The sequence below is a fragment of the Paracoccus zeaxanthinifaciens ATCC 21588 genome, assembly GCF_000420145.1.
Taxonomy (GTDB): Bacteria; Pseudomonadota; Alphaproteobacteria; order Rhodobacterales; family Rhodobacteraceae; genus Paracoccus; species Paracoccus zeaxanthinifaciens.
Map to the genome: position 1 here is coordinate 113,370 of NZ_ATUJ01000002.1, position 17,364 is coordinate 130,733.

Below are 17,364 nucleotides of genomic sequence, written 5' to 3' on the forward strand. Positions count from 1 at the left end.
TCAGCCCTCGAGGCCCCAGAGCTTGCGGAACCCGGCCACATGGCTGTCGCCATAGCCCGAGTCGAAATCAGCGGGCACGCCTGCCGTCTCGGCATTGTCCTTGTCGAAGATCAGCAGCGGGATGCCCAAGCTCTCGGGGACCTCCAACCCGCACAGCACGCGCATCTGCGCATCGACGGCGGCATAGCCTGCCCAGCCGAGGCTCTCGCCGACATCCATCGACACCGTCCCCTCGCGCACCATGTCCAGGACGAAGGGCGTGCCGTTATAGGATGCCATGCCGACCCCGTCGGCGCCCGCGATCCGCAGTGCGGGCGTCACGAACTGCGTCATCGAATCATAGATCGGCAGGATGTAGTTGATGCCTGGATCGGCCAGCAGCGCGGATTGTGTGCCCGACTGGATGCGCGTGGCCCATTCGTTCACCGGCACGTTCAGGTATTGCTGCTTGCAGTCGGGGCAATAGGACGAAAGGCTCTCGCGGATCTGTTCGACGAAGGGGATCGAGGGCAGCACGTCGTCCGATCCGATGATCAGCACGTTCGGCGCTCCTTCGGTCTCGACGAAGGCCCAGGCAGCCAGGATCTCGCCCGCGCGGCGGTAATCGACCTTGGCCGAGGCATCGACGAAGCCCGCCTGTCCCTGGCTTTCGTCATAGAGATGGGTCGTCGTGACGGCGAGGCCCGCCTGCTTCGCCTCTTGCAGCTGCGGGGCCAGCATCTCGGGGTTGAGCCCGCCCGCCAGATCGACCAGCGAATATTCCTGCGCGACGGCCTGGTTCACGCCCTGGATCCAGCTGTCGGACGCGCCCTGGTTTTCCCAGGTGGTATAGGTGAAGCCCACATCCTCGGCCGCGCGCTGCATCGCCTTCTGCAGCTCGACGTTGAAGGGGATGGCCATGCTGACCGGGATCGAGAAGACCGACTTGTCGGCCATGCAGGCCGCGGCGTCGAAGGGTTCGCCCAGGGGCGCGAATTCCGGAATGGCGCGGTGTTCCGCGATCACGGCCTTGGCCTCGGCCATCGCGTCGGCGCGCGCGCCCTGCGCGGCAAGCAGCGTGGCGGTCGTCATCGTCAGGGCGGCAAGCGCTGGCGTCATGGTTCTCATCACAGTCCCTTTCGGCAATCGGTTGATCCGATAGTCCGGACTTGTTCAGAGATAGCCAAGAAGGAAAGCGGGTTTTGGAACGATCGGATCAGCGATTTCGACGATACGTCCCGCAGATTAGGCAGTCTGGTCCGAAGCTGAACAGAATCAGGTCCGGACTTGTGCAGCATGCTGGCGGAAGGACATCGCTGCGCCCGCAAACCCGATGCACGAGAAACCCATGAAGCACAGGTCATAGGACCCGGTCAGGTCATAGATCAGCGCGAAGGCGGAGGGGCCGATGATGACACCGATGAAGGTATAGACCAGCAGCGCGCCGGTATTCGCCCCGACCTTGCCGCTTGGCGCGGTCCGTGCCGCCGCCGCCAGGAAGACCCCGTTCCAGCCCGTCGCGACCGCGCCCAGCACAACGAGCAGCACCGCCAGCGCCCAGCCGGGCAATGCGCCCGCCCAGCCCAGCAGGAACATGCACAGCCCCGCGATCACCCCGATGATCCCGAGCGTACGGAAACCGCCCAGCCTGTCGGCGGCCAGCCCCCAGCTGATGCGACCCGCGGCCCCCGCCATCTGCAGGCAGGCCGCGACGATGCCCGCCGCGACCAGCGGCCAGCCATGTTCGACCATCATCACCACCGCGAAGGCCGTGACCATCAGCTGCAATGCCGAATAGAGCCCGCCCAGAAGCGCCAGCGTCCGCATGCGGCGGTTGCGATACAGTTCGACCTGATCGCGGATCGCGCGGGCGAAGGGATTGCCGCGCCACGCCGCCATGCGGATCGGCGGAAAGGTGAACTGAGACCACGCCCAGACCATCAGGACCAGCGGCACGACCGCCGCCGCGACCAGCGCGTGCCGCCAGCCCGCGCCCGTTCCCGGCAGCGCGACCGCCAGCATCGGCAGCAGCGTCGATGCCAGCACCGCGCCGAAGGGCACCCCCGTCTGCTTGATCGAGAAGACCAGCGAATGCCGCCCCCCGCGTGCGGCGCGGTGCAGGATCTCGGACGAGGCCGGGTTGTTCAGCCCGTAGCAGATCCCGAACAGCGCGGATGCCAGCACCATCAGCACGGGACGCCCCGTGGCCAGCAGCAGCAGGCCCGCCGCGAAGACGCCCAGCTCGGTCACGATCACGCGCTCGGCGTGGAAGGTCTCGACCACGCTGCCGGCGATTGCGGATGCGAAGACCCCCGCGAAATAGATCAGGCTGATCTGGTATCCGATCGCATGCGCCCCGATCCCGAGCGAGCCCGCAACCTCGGGGGCAAGCGATGTCAGGGCCAGCACGCTCATGGTCGCGGCGATCTGCACCAGCGTCATCATGGCCAGCGGGCCGATCCATTCCGGTCGGCCTGCTCGTTCGGGTCCGCTCGACACTGTATCCGTCATGAGTATTCTGTCCGTACCTTGTCCGGGCCGTTCGCCGGCTGCGATTTCCTCTTGGCTACATAAGTCCGGACAATCAAGCAACACGATTCACAGTCCGAAAGACCCTTCGCATGGCCGAAACCGCCGAAGCGCATAATGACAGCACGAACACGCCGCTCTATCTGCAGATCGCGCACAAGCTGGAGCGGCAGATCGTCAGCGGCGAACGCGCCGTCGGCAGCCTGCTGCCCCCCGAGGCGGAACTGGCCGCGCAGTTGGGCGTCAGCCGTCACACGATTCGCCAGGCCATCGCGCAGCTTCGCCAGCGCGGAATGCTGGCCGCCAAGAAGGGCGTCGGCACCAGCATCGAAAGCGCGCGCCCGCAATGGCGCGAGCGGTTCCGCGACAACAATCGCGGCGACCTGTTCGAATTCGCCAACGAGACCGAGATGTATATCCGCCTCAAGGAGCGCCGAGAGGTGCGCGGAAAGCTTGCGACCGAGATCGGCTGCCGCCCCGGAAAACCGCTGATCTACATGGAGGGTCCGCGGCATTTCATCAATGAGCCCAACGCCTTCTGCTGGAACGAGGTCTATCTGGACCCCATCGCGGAACCCGTGATCCGCGACATGGACGTGCAGCGCTCATCCCTGTTCCACCTGGTCGAGGCCCATACCGGCGAAAGGATCGTCGACATCCAGCAGGAAATCCGCGCCGTCACCATCGCGCCCCGCATCTGTGAACAGCTGAAACAGCCCGAAGGCACGATCGGTCTCAGAATCACCCGCCGCTATCTCTCGTCCGGGGGGCGGCTGATGGAATACGCGATCCAGACCTCTCCGGCTGACAGTTTTGCCTATCGGACCCACATCCAGGCCACCTGATCATGCGGCCTGCCCCGCATTTGGGCATCGCCGAGGATTATGAACAAGTCCGGACATGCTGAGCGGCATTTGCTCTGGACCAGTGCAAGAAGTCCCCTGCTAAGTTCGGACTTGTCAGAAATCCAACAGGGGGCCTTCACCATGGACATGGGCGTCTTCATCCCGATCGGGAACAACGGCTGGCTGATCTCCGAGGCCGCGCCGCAATACAAACCCAGCTTCGAGCTGAACAAGCAGATCGTCCAGAAGGCCGAGGGCTATGGCCTGGAATTCGCGCTGTCGATGATCAAGCTGCGCGGCTTCGGCGGCAAGACCGAGTTCTGGGACCACAACCTCGAAAGCTTCACGCTGATGGCCGGGCTGGCCGCCGTGACGACCAAGATCAAGCTGTTCGCATCCTCGGCGGTGCTGACGCTGCCGCCCGCCATCGCCGCGCGCATGGCCAGCACGGTGTCCTCGATCGCGCCGGGGCGCTTCGGGGTGAATATCGTGACCGGCTGGGCCGAGGCCGAGTACAGCCAGATGGGCATCTGGCCCGGCAACGAATATTTCGGCTATCGCTACGATTACGCGGGCGAATATGTCGACATCATGAACCAACTGTGGTCCGAGGGGTCCTCCGACCTCAAGGGCGAGCATTTCCAGATGACGGATTGCAAGCTGTCCCCGCCCCCCCAGGGCAAGGTCGAGATCGTGGCCGCGGGCCAGTCGCCCAAGGGCATGGAGTTCGCCGCGCAATATGCCGACTACAACTTCATCATGGCGCAGGGCGTGAACACGCCCACGGCGGTGTCGCCCATCTGCGACCGCCTGGCCGAGGCCGCCAAGAAAAGCGGCCGCGATGTCGGCGCCTATTGCCTGTTCATGGTCATCGCCGACGAGACCGACGAGGCCGCGCAGGCGACCTGGCAGCGCTACAAGGATCACGTCGATGCCGATGCGCTGGCCTGGATGGCCGATCAGGGCAGCAAGGACGATGCCGCCGATGCCAGCGCCACCGCGAAGCACATCAACCTTCCCGAAGGCGCCGTGAACTTCAACATGGGCACGCTGGTCGGGTCCTACGCCAATGTCGCGCGGATGCTGGACGAGGCCTCGGAAATGGAAGGGGTGAAGGGCATCATGATGGTCTTCGACGACTTCCTCGAAGGGCTCGACAAGTTCGGGCAGCGCATCCAGCCGCTCATGACCTCTCGGAGCCCGGCCGAGGTCGCGGCCTGACATCCGGCGGGGGCCATGCGGTCCCCGCCCCCACTTGCGGAAAGGAACAGCGATGCTGGATCGCGACGACAACTATGCGGGCGTCTATGACCGGCGGGTCGGGTTCGGGCAACGGCCCGCCCTGCTGATGGTCGATTTCGCCCATGCCTATTACGATCCGGAATGCCCGCTGTTCGGCGGCGAGGGCTGTCGCACGGCCCTTGCCGCGGCGCTGCGCCTTCGGCAGGCCGCGAAGGCGGCGGGCGTGCCCGTGATCCTGACGCGCGTCGGATACCACCCGACCGGCGTCGATGGCGGCAGGTTCTTCGAGAAGGCCGCCCCCCTGACGGCCTTCCTGCCCGGTCGCGCGACGGCCGAATTCGCCGACGGCCTGGTCCCGGACGCGGACGACATCGTGGTGACCAAGCAATACCCCTCGGCCTTCTTCGGCACATCGCTTGCGGCGATGCTGACCACCCTGGGCTGCGACAGCGTCCTGCTGACGGGCCTGACCACCTCGGGCTGCGTGCGCGCAAGCTGCGTGGATGCCATGAGCCACGGCTTCCGCACCATCGTGGTCGGCCCCGCCTGCGGCGACCGCCACGATGCCCCGCACGAGGCCAACCTGTTCGACATGAACGCGAAATATGCCGACGTGGTCGATCTGGCCCCCGCGCTGGCCCATCTGGAGGGTCTGCGCGCCACCGCATGACGGTGGCGCCCATCCCTCAGTCGAAGCGCGGCCAGGTCGTGATCGGGCCGCGCAATTCCTCATAGACGCGGGCAAGGCCCATCACCGTCAGGTCGCCAAAGCGCGGTGCGACGATCTGCAGCCCGATGGGCATGCCATTGGCCGCAAAGCCGCAATTGATCGAACAGGCCGGCTGTTCGCCCATGTTCCAGGGCACGGTGAAGCAGATATGCTCGAACGGGCGGGCGGGGTCGTTGGTGGGCGAGGCCCAATCCGCCGGATAGCTGACATTGGGATTGACCGGAGAGATGATCGCATCGACCTGCCGGAACGCCTCGGCGGTGGCGCGGCGCATGGCGAAGGTCTGGTCGAACCCCTGCGCCACCCTGATGGGCGACGCGTCCGCCCCCGCCTCGGCCCATTCGCGGATATAGGGCAGGATGCGGGCGCGGGCCTCGGGGCGCAGCGCCTCCATCATGCCCCAGAAGCGCGCGCGCCATGCGATGTCCAGCCCGTCCAGCATCTCGCGGGTCAGGACGGGGGCGACGGGGACGATGGTGGCGCCCATCCCCTCGAAGGCGCGGGCGGCATCGGACAGGGCGGCGACCACCTCGGGTTCGGGATCGATGCCGCAGCCAGCATCCATCATCAGCCCGATCCGCATGCCGCGCGGATCGACGCGCGCGCCGTCCCAGTCCAGCACCTCGGGGGGAAGCGATGTCGCGTCGCGCCAGTCCGGGCGCGACAGGGTCGGCATCATCAGCGCCGCATCGTCCACGGTGGGCGTCATCGGCCCCGCGCAGCGCCCGGTATAGTAGGGGTCGATGGGGATCCGCCCGTGCGAGGGCTTGAACCCGAACAGCCCCGTCCAGCCCGCGGGCAGCCGCACCGATCCGCCGATATCCGTGCCGACATGCAGCGGACCGTATCCCGCCGCCCCCGCCGAGGCCGCCCCCGCCGAGGAACCGCCCGGGTTCTCGGTCAGCTTCCACGGGTTCAGCGACAGCTGGTGAAAGGTGGACAAGCCCGATGACAGCATCCCGTAATCCGGGCAGGTCGTCTTGGCGAAGATCACCGCGCCGTCCTCTCGTAGCCTGGCGGCGGTGGGCGCGTCCTCGGGGGCGGGCACAAGGTCGATGGCGGCGGTGCCCATGGGGACCGGCTCTCCCTTCGTGGCGATCAGTTCCTTGACGGTGACGGGCATCCCGTCCAGCCGTCCAAGGGGGCTGGAGGCCATGTAACGCGCCTCGGATGCGCGGGCATCGTCCAGCGCGCGTTCGGGCGCGAAGGCATAGAGCGCGCCGACCTTCGGCTCGCTCGCCTCGACGCGGGCGATCAGGGCGGTCATGTATTCGACGGGCGAAAGGCTGCGGTCGGCGAATGCGGCAAGCACGCGCCGGGCGGTCAGGTCGAGGATATCGGACATCGGTCTTCTTTCGCCTTCGGGTTGGGATCAGACGGGCGCGCGGTTCCGGCGCCCGATCACGTTCAGCATCGGTTCGGCCGCAAGCAGCCTGCGGGTATAGTCCTGTCGCGGGTGGTCCAGCACCTGCCGTGCGGGGCCGGTCTCGACCAGGCGGCCATCCTGCATGACGGCGACCTCGTCGCAGATCTCGTCCACGACGCCGATATTGTGGGTGATGAACAGCACGCTGATGCCGTGTTCGTCGCGCAGCCGCAGGATCAGCTCCAGGATCTGCTTCTGCACCGTCAGATCCAGCGCCGAGGTGGCCTCGTCCGCGACCAGCAGTCGCGGCTTCGTGATCAGCGCGCGGGCAATCGCGATGCGCTGGCGCTGACCGCCCGAGAATTCGTGCGGAAAGCGGTCGGCATCGGCGGCGGCAAGGCCCACATCCTCCAGAAGCCCCGCGACCAGGTCGCGACGCGCGGCACCCTTCGGGGCGGCCGGGTCAAGATGCAGCGGCTCGGCCACGATGCGACCCACGGCATGGCGCGGGTCCAGCGATCCATAGGGGTCCTGGAACACCATCTGGAAATGCCGCCGCGCCTGCCGCAGCGCCCGCGGGGGCAGCGCGAACAGGTCCTGCCCGTCGATCACGACCCGCCCCGCGGTCGGGCGGTCCAGCGCCATGACCAGCTTGGCAAGGGTGGACTTGCCCGACCCGCTCTCGCCCACGACGCCGAGGATGCGGCCCTGTTCCAGCGACAGCGACACGTCGTCCAGCGCGCGCACATGGCCCTGCCCCAGCTGGAAGTCGCGCGACAGGTTCTCGACCCGCAGGATCTCAGCCATGGGGGGCCTCCAGCGATGCACGCACGCGGCGCGGCATGGCCGCGATCAGCTTGCGGGTGTAATCATGGGCGGGACGGCGCAGGACGGCCTCGGTCTCGCCCTCTTCCATGCGGTCGCCGCGATACATGACCAGCGTGCGGTCCGCGATCCGCGCGATCACCCCCAGGTCATGAGAGATCAGCATCAGCGAGATCCCCAGTTCCGTCACCAGGTCGTCGAGGATGTCCAGAACCTCGGCCTGCACCGTCACGTCCAGCGCGGTGGTGGGCTCGTCCGCGATCAGCAGGTCGGGCTTCAGCGCAAGGGCGATGGCGATGCCCACGCGCTGGCGCTGCCCGCCCGACATCTGGTGCGGAAAGCTGTCGATGCGTTCGGATGCCCGGGGGATGCGCACCATCTCCAGCAGGCGCAGCGCCTCGGCGCGGGCATCGGCGCGGGGCATGCCCTGCGTGATGCGCAGCCCCTCGGCGATCTGGTCGCCGACGCGCATGGCGGGGTTCAGCGCGGTCATCGGTTCCTGGAAGATCATGCCGATCCGCCGCCCCCTGATGCCGCACAGCTGGCGCTCGGACATGGCCAGCACGTCCTGCCCGTCCAGCAGTACCTGCCCGCTGGCCGTCGCGCTGCGGGGCAGCAGGCCCATCACCGCCAGCGACAGCACCGATTTTCCCGATCCGCTTTCGCCCACGATACCAAGGGTCCGACCTTTGGGCAGATCCAGGTCGATGCCGTGCAGCACCTCGGCCGCGGGGCCGCGTTCGCGCGCGAAGGACACGCGCAGATCCCTGATCGACAGCATCATGACGCCTGCCTCCGCCTTGGGTCGGTCAGATCGCGCAGCCCGTCGCCCAGCAGGTTCAGGCCCAGCACGGCGATCGCGATGGCCAGCCCCGGTGCCAGCACCAGGTGCGGCGCGCCCGAGATGTAGGTCTGCGCATCGGCCAGCATCCGCCCCCAGCTGGGCGTCGGCGGCGCGACCCCCATGCCAAGGAAGGACAGCCCTGCCTCGGACAGGATGCCGAGACCCGTCTGGATCGCCAGCTGCACGATGATCTGCGCCTGGATGTTCGGGATGACGTGCTGGACCGTGATAAGTGCCTGCCCCTTGCCCGCCATCCGCGCGGCCTGCACGAAGTCGCGCGCCCAGATCTGCATCGCCGCCGCCCGCGAGATGCGCGCGAAGACGGGCACCATGAAGACGCCGATGGCGGTGATCGAGGTCAGCGCCCCCGGCCCCATCAGCGCGCCCAGCAGGATCGCCGACAGGATCGGCGGAAACGAGAACAGCACCCCGTTCGCGGCCATCAGCACCCGCTCGACCGTGCCGCCACGCGCGGCGGCGGTGACGCCCAGCAGCGTGCCCACCGCGCCGCCCAGGATCGTCGCCGTGAGGGCCACGCCAAGCGATGTCCATGCCCCAGCCATCACGATCGAGAACACGTCCCGCCCGATCTGGTCGGCACCCAGCAGCCCGGCCTCGCCCGGACCCTTCAGGCGGTTCAGCACGTTCATCGCGGTCGGGTCGGCAGGCGTCCACACCCGGCTGAGAAGCGCCGCGCCCAGCAGCAGCGCCGTGATCGCGCCGCCGATGACAAGGGAAACCGGAAGCCGCCTCATGTCCGCCCCCTCAGCCGCGGGTCCAGCACGGAGTAAAGCCCATCGACCGCGAAATTCACCACCAGCACGATCAGCGTGAACAGCAGGACGACGTTCTGCACCACGATCAGGTCGCGCTGCGACAGCGCCTGATAGGCCAGCGTGCCGATACCCGGCAGGGTGAAGACGTTCTCGACCAGCACCGCGCCGGAAATAAGGAACGGGATCTGCAGGCCCAGCATCGTCACCACCGGCAGCAGCGCGTTCGGGACCGTGTGCCGCCACAGCGCGCGGCTGCGCGACAGCCCCTTGGCGCGGGCGGTGCGGATGAAATCCTCGTTGGCGACCTCGATCACGGCGGCGCGGGTCACGCGGGTCAGGACGGCGGCCTGCGGGATGGCCAGCGCGATGGCCGGCAGCACAAGCGCGCCGATGGCGGGACCGGCGCCCGCGCCCCAGCCCGGAAAGCCACCCGTGGTGAACCATCCCAGCCCCAGTGCCACGCCCAGGATCAGCAGCAGGCCGATCCAGAAGTTCGGCACCGCGATCCCCACCTGCGAGAAGACCGAGGCCAGCGTGTCCACCGGCCCGTTCGGGCGGTTCGCGGCCCAGACGCCAAGCGGCAGCGCGATCGCCACCGACAGGACCACGGCCATCGCCGTCAAGGGCAGCGTCACCAGCAGCCGGTCCAGGATCAGCCCCGCGACGGGCGTGTCATAGGTATAGGACACGCCCATGTCGCCCCGCACCAACCCGCCCAGCCAGGAAAGATAGCGAAGGGCAAGCGGCCTGTTCAGACCCAGCTCGGCCCGCAGGGCCGCGACGGTGTCGGGGGCGGCGCTGGTCCCCAGCATGATCGAGGCCGGATCGCCCGGCGCGGCCTCGATCAGCAGGAAGATCACCAGCGAGGCGATCAGAAGGACGGCAAGCAGGCCGCCGATCCGCCGCGCGGATCGTGTCAGGGCAGGCATCATCGGTTCCCGTATCGCTCAGCGGTCGGTCCAGCGGACGTCCGTCATGTCGTTCGAGGGAACGGGGCCGTTCTCCCACACGCCCTCCAGCCCGGCATCCCAGACCGCCAGGCGCGGCTCGGAATACAGGAACAGCGCGGGCAGGTCGCGCGCCACGATGCGCTGTGCCCGGGCATAGCCTTCGGCGCGGTCCTCGGGGGTGGATGCGGTCGCGATGGCCGACATCGTCTCGCGGAACTCGGGGTTGTCATAGTTGAAGTAGTAGGGATCGCGGGCATAGATGTTGATGTCCAGCGGTTCGGCATGGCCGATGATGGTCATGTCGTAATTCGTGTCCTGGAACACGTCCTGGATCCATGCCGCCGGAAAATCCGAGCTTTCGATATTCGCCGTCACCCCGATCTGGGCGAAGAACGCCTGCATGATCTCGGCCGAGCGTTGGGCATAGGCGCGGTTCGGCACCTTGAAGGTGAATTCGAACCCGTCGGGATGGCCCGCCTCGGCCAGCAGCGCCTTGGCGGCCTCGGGGTCGAAGCCGTATTCGCCGGTCATGTCCACGTAGAAGGGCGAGCCGGGCGCGAAATGCGACCCGATGGGCGTGCCGTGGCCGGATTTCACCGCCTCGATCAGCACGTCGCGGTCGATGGCGTGCATCAGGGCCTGCCGCACGCGGATGTCGTCGAAGGGCGGGCGTTCGGCATTCATGCCCGCGACGACCTCCATCTCTCCGGTGCCCTCGTGGGTGGCGAAGGCCGCGTCGCTTGCGAACTGGTCGTACAGCTCGGGCGCCGAGAACTCGGCCACGACCTGCACCTGCCCCGATTTCAGCGCGGCCACCTGCGCCTGCGGGTCCGAGATGAAGCGCGCCACGATGCGGTCCAGCGCGGGCTTCTCGCCCCAGTATCCGTCCCATGCGGACATGATCGCGCGGTCGCCCTTGCGCCATTCGTCCAGCTTGAAGGGACCTGTGCCGACCGGCGCGGTGCCGTTGGTATCCGCCGATGACGGCTCGACCATCACGGCGGCGGGAAAGCCCAGCCAGTAGATCAGGTCCGAGGACGGCGCCGACAGCGTCAGCACCAGCGTCGAGGGATCGGGCGCCTCGATCCCTTCGATCGCGGCGTAAAGCGCCTTCTGGCCGTTCGTCGACTCCTCGGCCAGGATGCGTTCCAGCGTGAATTTCGCGGTCGCGCTGTCGAAGGGCACGCCGTTCTGGAAGGCGACCCCCTCGCGCAGCGTGAAGCTGTAGGTCAGGCCGTCATCCGACACCTGCCATTCGGTCGCAAGCTGCGGCTGGACCTGGCCGTCGCGGTCGATGGCGACCAGCCCCTCGAAGACGTTCTGCCAGGTGACCTGCCCCGCCGCCACGGGCGAGCTGACCGTGGGGTCCAGGCCCGCCGGTTCGACCGACTGCACGAAGCTGACCTCGTTCGCGGCAAGGGCCGCGACGGGGGCGGCGGCGATCAGCGCGGCGGCGGATGCCGTCATGGCAAGGGCGCGAAGGGGCATGTTCATGGCGGATCCCTGTCCTTGGATTGCTTGGCCGCGACGCGGGGCGGCGCAGCGGGTGATGCGTTCATGTGCACATCTTATGCGCTGATAAGATGGCAGTTCCAGTGACTTGAAAAGCGAAAGATGCGTGGCACCGTGCAACGCAAATCGTTGCAGCGGGGATGGCGCGTGGATCGGCAGACAATCGAACTGTTCCAGGAACTGGCGCGGACAGGGTCCATCCGGCAGACCGCCGACACGGTGGGCATGTCGCCCACCGCCGTGACCCGGCAGCTGGACAAGCTGGAGCGCACCTTCGGATCGCCGCTGGTCGAACGCACCCCGCGCGGCGTCCGCCTGACCGCCGCGGGCGAGCTGTTGGCCGCCAGAAGCCGCGACATCGGGCGCGAGCTGGCCCTGACACGGCAGATGATCGACGACCTGAAGGGGCTGCGGCGGGGCCATGTCTCGATCCATGTGAATGGCGCGGCGATCAGCTCGATCCTGGGGCCCGCGCTGTCGGAATTCGCCGCGCTGCATCCCGGCATCTCGGTCGAGGTCACGGTCACCTCGGCCCAGGGGGCGCTGGATGCGGCGGCGACCGGGCGGACCGACCTGATCGTGACCATGTTCGCGCCGCCCGACACGCGCATCGTCATCCGACACCGGCGGCCCGTCATGCACGAACCGATCATGGCGCCCGACCACCCGCTTGCGGCATCGCAGGTCGTCACCCTGCCCCAGATCGCGGGCGCGCGCCTTGCCCTGCCCGATCGCGGCTTCGGCGTGCGGCGGGCCTTCGACCAGCGGATGCGGGCGCAGGGGCTGGACGGGTTCGAGGCCGCCTTCACCACCTCGTCGATGGAACTGCAGAAGGAGCTGGCGCGGCGCGGATCGGCGGTGCTGATCCTGCCCCGCATGGCCGTCGCCCGAGAGATCGCGGATGGCAGTCTTGTCGCGCGCCCCTTCGAGCCGCGCGCCCGGATCGAGACCCTGCTGGAGCTGGGCCATTCCATCGCCCATCACCAGAGCCTGGCGGCACGGCGGCTGCTGGACTTCCTCGAAACCTTCCTGCAGCGGCCCGCGGCCTGACCGCCGCGTTGCCGTGCGGGGCGATTGGCGCTAATCACGAAGGACCGCGCCCGCAGCAGAAGGCATCGCCCCAAGGTGAACACCCGCTTTTTGGAAACCTTCGTCACCGTCGCGGGGCTCGGCAGCTTTCGCGCGGCGGCGGAACGGCTGAACATCAGCCAGGCGACCGTCTCCAGCCGCATCTCGGCGCTGGAGAACGAGCTGGGCGTGAACCTGTTCGACCGCGAATTCCATGCCAGCCGCATCACCGTCGCGGGGACGCTGATCCTGGACAAGGCCAAGGAGATGCTGGCGACCGAGAACCGCCTGCGCGCCACGCTGTCCGATCCGTCCCAGGCCGCGGGGCGCGTGCGGGTGGGTCTTGTCACCTCGGTCGTGCATACATGGCTGTGCGACCTGATCGAGGAGGTCGCCCGCGTCTATCCCCGGCTGGAGATCGAGCTGACGGTCGAGGCCACCCCCGGCCTGTCGGCGGCCTTCGATCGCGGCGGGCTGGACCTGCTGCTGACCACCGACGAGATGCAGGACGAACAGACCGCCTGCACGGCGCTTGCGCCCCTTGCGATGGGGTGGTTCGGCCCCGTCGGCATGCGCGACGAGGTTCTGGGCCTTGCCGATATCGTCACCGGCCCGCTGATCACCTTCACCCGCAATTCCAGGCCGCATGCCAATGTCGTGGCGCTGTTCGACGAACAGGGGCTGCGCCCGTCGATGGTGCATTGCGTGACCTCGATCTCGGCCATCGCGCGGCTGACGGAACGGGGCCTGGGCGTGGCGACGCTGCCGCGCGGCTGCGACCTTGCGGGGCCGGACCTGGTCGAGCTGGCGGTCGATGCCGCGCTGCCCGACCTGCCGCTGTTCTGCGTCTGGCGGCGCAATTCGGATGCCGCGATCCACCGCGCCATCGCCGATCTTGCCCGCCATTGCGCCGAGGCCCACCGCGCGGCCCTGCCCGCCGCCCCGCGCCTGAATGCGGGGTGACAAGGGGGTGATCGGAAAACCCGATCACCCCCTGACGGAAAATCCCGTTTGCCCGATGGGCCTTTTCGCCGCAGCCTTCCCCCAATCCCAACCGACGGCGCGGGCACCCGCCCGCACGTCCAGCAGTCAGGATGCAGGCATGAGCAGGATCCGTTCCACCGAAGAAGCGCAGTTGTTCGTCTGGAGCGACGTCGACCCCGACCACGAGGCCGATTTCAACCTGTGGTACGACCGCGAGCACATGGAAGAGCGCGTCCGCATCGAGGGCTTTACCGGCGCGCGCCGCTATCGCGCGGTGTCGGGATCGGCGCGGCGCTACCTCGCGCTCTATCGCGCCAGCGCGCTGAGCGATTTCACCTCGGCGGCCTACAAGCAGGCGTTCCAGCACCAGACGCAGTGGTCGGTCACGAACTTCACCCGCATGTCGAACACCCGCCGCCGCGTGATGCATGTCGCGCTGGAAGGCGGCTTCGGCTGGGGATCGGCCGTCGCGATGGTCGAACTGGCCCCCGGCGCGGTCGATGAGGACGCGATCCGCGACCAGATGGAGGCGCTGATGGCCGTCGAGGGCGTGCTGCGCGTCCATTACATGGTCCCCGATCAGGCGCTCTCGACGCCCTTGCCCTCGGAACAGACCGAGGGACGCGTCCTTGCGCCCTGCCTGGTCGTCGACGTCACCACCGAACCCGTGGCCGAGGCGACCCTGCGCCAGATGACCGAGCGCTTCGAGGGCAGCGTCCGCGAGGCCCAGACCTTCACCCTGCTGTGGTCGCTGGACGAACACGACCTGCCGCCGCAAGCCGACTGAACACGAATTGCCGGCACGGGGGCAGAGATCCCCGGCCGGCCCCAGAACACCAACCAACCGGGAGATCACGACATGAAACGCATCCTTCTTGGCACCGCCATCGCGGCCCTTGCGACCACCGCCGCCCAGGCCGAGACCTGGCAGATGTCGGCGGACGCGCCGGACGGCAACTACCTGACCCAGAACATCCGCGCCTTCGCCGATGACGTCGCGCGCCTGACCGAAGGCGAGCTGGAGATCGAGGTCGTCTCGAACTCGGTCCTGCTGAAGCGTCCGGAACTGAAGCGCGGCGTGCAGCGCGGCATCGTGCCCATCGGCGAGGTGCTGATCTCGGCCCTCGGCAACGAGGACGCGGCCTATTCGGCGGATGCCGTGCCGCTGCTGGCCACCACCTTCGACGAGGCGAAGGCCCTGTGGGACGCATCGCGCCCGATCTACGAGGAGAAGCTGGCCGAGGAAGGCCTGGTCCTGCTTTATGCCGCACCCTGGCCGCCGCAGGGGATCTACATGAACAGCGAGGTCACCGACGCCTCGTCCTTCGACGGCGTCAAGTTCCGCGCCTACAACCCCTCGACCGCGCGGCTGGCCGAGCTGCTGGGCGCCGTGCCCGCGACCATCGCCACGGCCGAGATCTCGCAGGCCTTCTCGACCGGGGTCATCAACGGGATGATCACCTCGCCCTCGACGGGGGTGGACAGCCAGGCGTGGGATTTCGTCTCGCATTACTATGACGTGCAGGCCTTCATCCCGAAGAACATGGTCATCGTGAACCAGCGGTCCTTCGACGGACTGGACGAGGGCGTGCAGGGCGCGCTGCGCGAGGCCGCCGAGCGGGCCGAGACCCGCGGCTGGGAGATGGCCGAGACCGCGACCACCGAGGCCACGCAGACCATGGCCGACAACGGCATGCAGGTCCTGCCCACCCCCGAAGGCCTGGCGACCGATTTCGAGGCCATCGCCGAGACCATGCGCGCCGAGTGGCTGGAACAGGCGGGCGAGGACGGCCAGACCATCGTCGACGGCCTGAACTGAGGCCCCGCACCCGCGATCCCGCTCACGGGGTCGCGGGCATCCTGACGCGGGCGCCGCCCGTCCACGAATTAAGGAGCGTCGCGATGGTCCTGACACGACATCTGTTCACCTTCTGCGGGGCCCTGGCCGCGCTTTCGCTTGTGGGGATCGCCGTGCTGATCCTTGCCCAGATCGTTCTGCGCATGATGGGCAGCCAGATCCCCTCGGCCGACGATTTCGCGGCCTGGGGGCTGTCGGCCTCGATCTTCCTGGCGCTGCCGACCGCGCTGACGCATGGCGACCATATCCGCGTGACCTCGCTGCGCCAGCTGCTGCCTGCGGGCATCGGCCACGTGGCGGATGTCGTCGCGGCGGGCTTCGCCACGCTGATGATGGCCTGGGTCGCCTGGGCGATCTTCGGCTATGTCCATGAAAGCTGGGCCTATGACGATGTCAGCCAGGGGATCGTCGCGGTGCCGCTGTGGATCCCGCAATCGGCCATGGCCTTCGGCGCGATCCTGTTCGCGGTGGCCTTTGCCGAACGCACGCTGCGCCTGGTCCTGGGCCTGCCGGTCGAACGCGACGATGTCGCCGAACAAGCACGGGGCGAGTGACATGGAAATCCTTTCGCAATCCGCCGTTCTTGTCGTGACGCTGCTGGTCCTTCTGGGCCTTGGCGTCTGGGTGGGCGTGGCGCTTCTGGCATCCGCCGTGGTGATCTTCCTGCTGTTCACCTCCAGCCCGGTCGATGCGGTGCTGGGCACCACCATGTGGGCGCATTCCGCCAGCTGGACCCTGACCGCGCTGCCGCTGTTCATCTGGATGGGTGAGATCCTGTACCGCACCCGCCTGGCCGAGGATCTGTTTTCCGGCCTTGCCCCCTGGGTCGGGCGTCTGCCCGGCGGGCTGGCCCATGTGAACGTGGTGGGCTGCGGCATCTTTGCCGCCGTGTCGGGATCGTCGGCGGCCACCACGGCGACCGTCGGCCGCATCTCGCTGCCGGAACTGAAATCGCGCGGCTATGACGACCGGCTGGCCATCGGGTCGCTGGCGGGGTCGGGCACGCTTGGCCTGCTGATCCCGCCTTCGGTCGTGATGATCGTCTATGGCGTCGCGGCGCAGGTCTCCATCAACCGGCTGTTCATCGCGGGCGTGGTGCCGGGGCTGATGCTGATGGCACTGTTCTCGGGCTATATCGCGATCTGGTCGCGGATGAACCGCGATGCCATGCCCGCCCCCGAAACCAGCATCGGCTGGGCCGAGCGCCTGTACCGCCTGCGCCTGCTGCTCCCGGTGGTGGGGCTGATCGTGGGCGTCATCGGCTCGATCTATGCCGGTTTCGCCACCGCGACCGAGGCTGCGGCCATCGGTGTGGCCGGTGCCCTGCTGATCGCCGCGCTTGGCCGGTCGCTGACGCGCGACAGCTTCTTCGCCGCGCTGTTCGGCGCGACGCGGACATCCGCGATGATCGGCCTGATCCTGCTGGGTGCGGCCTTCCTGACATCGGCCATGAGCTTCTCGGGCCTGCCCGCCGACCTGGCCGAGGTCATCTCGAACAGCGGGCTGGGCAAGGCCGGGCTGATCGCGGTGCTGACGGTGTTCTTCGTGCTGCTGGGCTGCTTCCTCGACGGGATCTCGATCGTGGTGCTGACGACCTCGGTGGTGATGCCCGCCATCGCGGCGGTGGGGATCGATCCGGTCTGGTTCGGCATCTATCTGATCATCGTGGTCGAGATGGCGCAGATCACGCCCCCCCTTGGCTTCAACCTGTTCGTGATCCAGAACCTGACCGGGCGCGGCATCTTCGAGATCACGCGCATGATCGTGCCCTATTTCCTGATCCTCGTGCTGGCGGTGATATTGCTGACGGCATTCCCCGGCATCGCCACCTGGCTTGTCCAACAAACGATCTGAGA

At 67.8% G+C, this 17,364-nt stretch carries 17 protein-coding genes; 9 read left to right on the forward strand and 8 right to left on the reverse strand.

Features of this window, described 5'->3' with window-relative positions; genetic code table 11:
• Both F804_RS0102360 and F804_RS15395 read right to left on the reverse strand, forming a co-directional pair.
• Nucleotides 1-1,098, reverse strand: coding sequence for a sugar ABC transporter substrate-binding protein (locus tag F804_RS0102360; RefSeq protein WP_051142270.1), 1,098 nt, complete (start codon nt 1,096-1,098; stop codon nt 1-3).
• 156 nt (nt 1,099-1,254) lie between these two features.
• Nucleotides 1,255-2,478, reverse strand: a complete 1,224-nt coding sequence (locus tag F804_RS15395) for an MFS transporter (protein ID WP_169447670.1) — start codon at nt 2,476-2,478, stop codon at nt 1,255-1,257.
• A 122-nt stretch (nt 2,479-2,600) separates the two neighbouring features.
• Here F804_RS15395 and F804_RS0102370 point away from each other — a divergent pair, with 122 nt between their 5' ends.
• The 3 genes from F804_RS0102370 (at nt 2,601) to F804_RS0102380 (ending at nt 5,265) form a co-directional block, all read left to right on the forward strand.
• The gene (locus F804_RS0102370) at nt 2,601-3,353 is read left to right on the forward strand and encodes a GntR family transcriptional regulator (RefSeq protein ID WP_022706142.1); all 753 of its coding nucleotides are present in this window, start codon (nt 2,601-2,603) and stop codon (nt 3,351-3,353) included.
• A 147-nt stretch (nt 3,354-3,500) separates the two neighbouring features.
• Nucleotides 3,501-4,574 carry a pyrimidine utilization protein A gene (rutA, locus tag F804_RS0102375; protein ID WP_245540297.1) on the forward strand — a complete coding sequence of 358 codons (1,074 nt, stop codon included), beginning with the start codon at nt 3,501-3,503 and terminating at the stop codon, nt 4,572-4,574.
• A 52-nt stretch (nt 4,575-4,626) separates the two neighbouring features.
• The gene (locus tag F804_RS0102380) at nt 4,627-5,265 is read left to right on the forward strand and encodes an isochorismatase family protein (protein ID WP_022706144.1); all 639 of its coding nucleotides are present in this window, start codon (nt 4,627-4,629) and stop codon (nt 5,263-5,265) included.
• A 16-nt stretch (nt 5,266-5,281) separates the two neighbouring features.
• On the opposite strand, the gene F804_RS0102385 is transcribed toward F804_RS0102380, so the two are convergent.
• From F804_RS0102385 to F804_RS0102410, 6 genes are read right to left on the reverse strand one after another with little or no spacing between them, the layout of a single operon-like run.
• Nucleotides 5,282-6,670 carry an amidase gene (locus F804_RS0102385; protein ID WP_022706145.1) on the reverse strand — a complete coding sequence of 463 codons (1,389 nt, stop codon included), beginning with the start codon at nt 6,668-6,670 and terminating at the stop codon, nt 5,282-5,284.
• A 27-nt stretch (nt 6,671-6,697) separates the two neighbouring features.
• Nucleotides 6,698-7,498, reverse strand: coding sequence for an ATP-binding cassette domain-containing protein (locus F804_RS0102390; RefSeq protein ID WP_022706146.1), 801 nt, complete (start codon nt 7,496-7,498; stop codon nt 6,698-6,700).
• On the reverse strand, nt 7,491-8,300 hold the full coding sequence (locus F804_RS0102395; protein WP_022706147.1) for an ABC transporter ATP-binding protein: 810 nt from the start codon (nt 8,298-8,300) through the stop codon (nt 7,491-7,493). Before F804_RS0102395 ends, F804_RS0102390 begins: the two co-directional genes overlap by 8 nt.
• Nucleotides 8,297-9,115 carry an ABC transporter permease gene (locus F804_RS0102400; protein ID WP_022706148.1) on the reverse strand — a complete coding sequence of 273 codons (819 nt, stop codon included), beginning with the start codon at nt 9,113-9,115 and terminating at the stop codon, nt 8,297-8,299. Before F804_RS0102400 ends, F804_RS0102395 begins: the two co-directional genes overlap by 4 nt.
• Nucleotides 9,112-10,065 (reverse strand): ABC transporter permease, encoded by a 954-nt coding sequence (locus tag F804_RS0102405; RefSeq protein WP_028725525.1) that lies wholly within the window; start codon nt 10,063-10,065, stop codon nt 9,112-9,114. Before F804_RS0102405 ends, F804_RS0102400 begins: the two co-directional genes overlap by 4 nt.
• An 18-nt stretch (nt 10,066-10,083) precedes the next feature.
• Nucleotides 10,084-11,580 (reverse strand): ABC transporter substrate-binding protein, encoded by a 1,497-nt coding sequence (locus F804_RS0102410; RefSeq protein WP_022706150.1) that lies wholly within the window; start codon nt 11,578-11,580, stop codon nt 10,084-10,086.
• A gap of 165 nt (nt 11,581-11,745) precedes the next feature.
• Between F804_RS0102410 and F804_RS0102415 the strand changes: the two genes are divergently transcribed.
• The 6 genes from F804_RS0102415 (at nt 11,746) to F804_RS0102440 (ending at nt 17,362) form a co-directional block, all read left to right on the forward strand.
• Nucleotides 11,746-12,648 carry a LysR family transcriptional regulator gene (locus F804_RS0102415; protein ID WP_028725526.1) on the forward strand — a complete coding sequence of 301 codons (903 nt, stop codon included), beginning with the start codon at nt 11,746-11,748 and terminating at the stop codon, nt 12,646-12,648.
• A 75-nt stretch (nt 12,649-12,723) separates the two neighbouring features.
• Nucleotides 12,724-13,629 (forward strand): LysR family transcriptional regulator, encoded by a 906-nt coding sequence (locus F804_RS15400; protein WP_022706152.1) that lies wholly within the window; start codon nt 12,724-12,726, stop codon nt 13,627-13,629.
• A 139-nt stretch (nt 13,630-13,768) separates the two neighbouring features.
• A complete protein-coding gene (locus F804_RS0102425; RefSeq protein WP_022706153.1) occupies nt 13,769-14,437 on the forward strand; it encodes a DUF4286 family protein in 669 nt (222 codons plus the stop codon).
• A gap of 72 nt (nt 14,438-14,509) precedes the next feature.
• Nucleotides 14,510-15,469: a TRAP transporter substrate-binding protein gene (locus tag F804_RS0102430; protein WP_022706154.1), complete on the forward strand. Its 960-nt coding sequence runs from the start codon at nt 14,510-14,512 to the stop codon at nt 15,467-15,469.
• Between the two features lie 83 nt (nt 15,470-15,552).
• Nucleotides 15,553-16,062: a TRAP transporter small permease gene (locus F804_RS15405; protein ID WP_022706155.1), complete on the forward strand. Its 510-nt coding sequence runs from the start codon at nt 15,553-15,555 to the stop codon at nt 16,060-16,062.
• 1 nt (nt 16,063) lies between these two features.
• Nucleotides 16,064-17,362 carry a TRAP transporter large permease gene (locus F804_RS0102440; protein WP_022706156.1) on the forward strand — a complete coding sequence of 433 codons (1,299 nt, stop codon included), beginning with the start codon at nt 16,064-16,066 and terminating at the stop codon, nt 17,360-17,362.
• Nucleotides 17,363-17,364 lie beyond the last annotated feature (2 nt).